The organism is Methylobacterium sp. WL18 (assembly GCF_008040015.1).
GTDB classification, from domain to species: Bacteria; Pseudomonadota; Alphaproteobacteria; order Rhizobiales; family Beijerinckiaceae; genus Methylobacterium; species Methylobacterium mesophilicum.
Genome location: NZ_VRVD01000823.1, coordinates 1 through 1,757 on the forward strand (window position 1 = coordinate 1; position 1,757 = coordinate 1,757).

Annotated in this window: 2 protein-coding genes; both read right to left on the reverse strand. The window is 68.2% G+C overall.

The window, feature by feature from the left end; translation table 11 throughout:
* Positions 1-206: 206 nt before the first annotated feature.
* Positions 207-743, reverse strand: coding sequence for a DUF2059 domain-containing protein (locus FV228_RS28715; RefSeq protein WP_147857585.1), 537 nt, complete (start codon positions 741-743; stop codon positions 207-209).
* Positions 744-855: 112 nt separating this feature from the next.
* The coding region (gene yejB, locus FV228_RS28720) for a microcin C ABC transporter permease YejB (protein WP_147857586.1) at positions 856-1,757 on the reverse strand (902 nt) is incomplete at its 5' end.

A 1,757-nucleotide genomic window follows, 5' to 3' on the forward strand; every position in this document is an offset into this window, starting at 1 on the left:
GGGCTCAGCTTCGGCGACTGGCGGGCGCGAGCCCGGGTGATCCGGGCGCTCGCGCTGACTGCCGAGGGCCGCCCGCCGGGCATGGTCGCGGCGGCGGTGGGCTATCGCAGCGCGCAGGCTCTGCGGAGCACGGTGGCGCGGGTGCTGGGCGGCGGCGGAACGCCGTAGGCCGCCCGCGCCTCCGTCACCCGAACCGGATCAGCCGATCACTTCGGCTTGGCTTGCCCGCCCGGACCCCAGCCGTGGTCCTGGACCGCCTTAACGATCTTGCCCTGCATCTCGGGCGCCACCGCCTGCATCCATTGCTGCATGCCGGCCAGCTGGATCTGGGCGAGCTGCGGCTGGGCGGCCGCGAGGCGCTTGCCGGTGGGCGTGGCGTAGAAGGCCGCGATCGCCTGCAGGTCGTCCTTGCCCAGGATCGTGGCGAAGCCGCGGGCCTGGATGTCGAGGAGTTCGTCGTAGTGGGCGGACAGGGTCGGCATCACGACCTCCTGCACCAGCACCTGCGCCTTGTCGGCTTCCTTGATGCCGATCTGCTGCATCATGCCGACCATCGGGGCGGCCATCGAGCTGAGCGTGGCGGCGCGATCGCCCTGCATCTGCGCGACCGTCTCCCGGGCCACCTTCAGCAGGGCCGGATCCGGCGCCGCGGCCGGAGCGGGTTTCTGCGCCGTCTGCGCCAGCACCGCGCCGGGCAGCGCGGTTCCGAGACAGAGGCCGACGAGAAGGGTCGAGAGGCGCATGGTTGCTCCGGTGACGATCGCCGCACGATCCAGCGTTGCACGGCCCGGGCAGTGCTACCGTAATTGTGAACGCGGAACCATGTCCCCGGTAGCTTGGCCGCAATCTTGGCCCTCACGTCGCCCGCGCGGAAAAGTCGATCCGCGGGTCGATCCAGACGTAGATCAGGTCGGACAGCAGGTTCACCGCCAGCCCGAGCAGGGAGAAGATGTAGAGGGTCGCGAACACAACCGGGTAGTCGCGGCCGACGATCGCCCGGAACGACAACTCGCCCAGGCCGTCGAGGGAGAAGATCGTCTCGATCAGCAGCGAGCCGGTGAAGAAGGCCGAGATGAACGCGCCCGGGAAGCCGGCGATCACGATCAGCATGGCGTTGCGGAAGACGTGGCCGTAGAGCACGCGCCGCTCGGACAGGCCCTTCATCCGGGCGGTCAGGACGTATTGCTTGCGGATCTCGTCGAGAAACGAGTTCTTGGTCAGCAGGGTCGAGGTCGCGAAGGCGCCGATCACCAGGGCGGTGAGCGGGAGCGCCAAGTGCCAGGCGTAGTCGGTGAACTTGTGCCAGGCGGAGAAGGTCTCCCAGCCCTCGCTGGTCAGGCCCCGCAATGGGAACCATTGGTAGAACGAGCCGCCCGCGAACAGGATGATCAGCATCAGCCCGAACATGAAGCCCGGGATCGCGTAGCCGATGATCACCACGAAGGAGGTCCAGCGGTCGAACCGCTCGCCGTCCTTGACGGCCTTGCGGATGCCGAGCGGGATCGAGATCGCGTAGGAGAGGAGGGTCATCCAGAGCCCGAGCGAGATCGAGACCGGCAGGCGCTCCTTGATCAGCTGGATGACCGTGACGTCGCGGAAGTAGCTGCGGCCGAAATCGAACCGGGCGTAGTCCCAGAGCATCTTGGCGAAGCGCTCCGGGGCCGGCTTGTCGAAGCCGAATTGCTGCTCCAGCTTGGCGATGAAGTCCGGGCTCAACCCCTGCGCCCCCCGATAGCGGGAATTGCCCTCGCCGCCCC

Bases quoted from the DNA above. Each gene is read 5' to 3' on its own strand.
- FV228_RS28715 (WP_147857585.1), bottom strand. From the start codon at position 743: ATGCGCCTCTCGACCCTTCTCGTCGGCCTCTGTCTCGGAACCGCGCTG.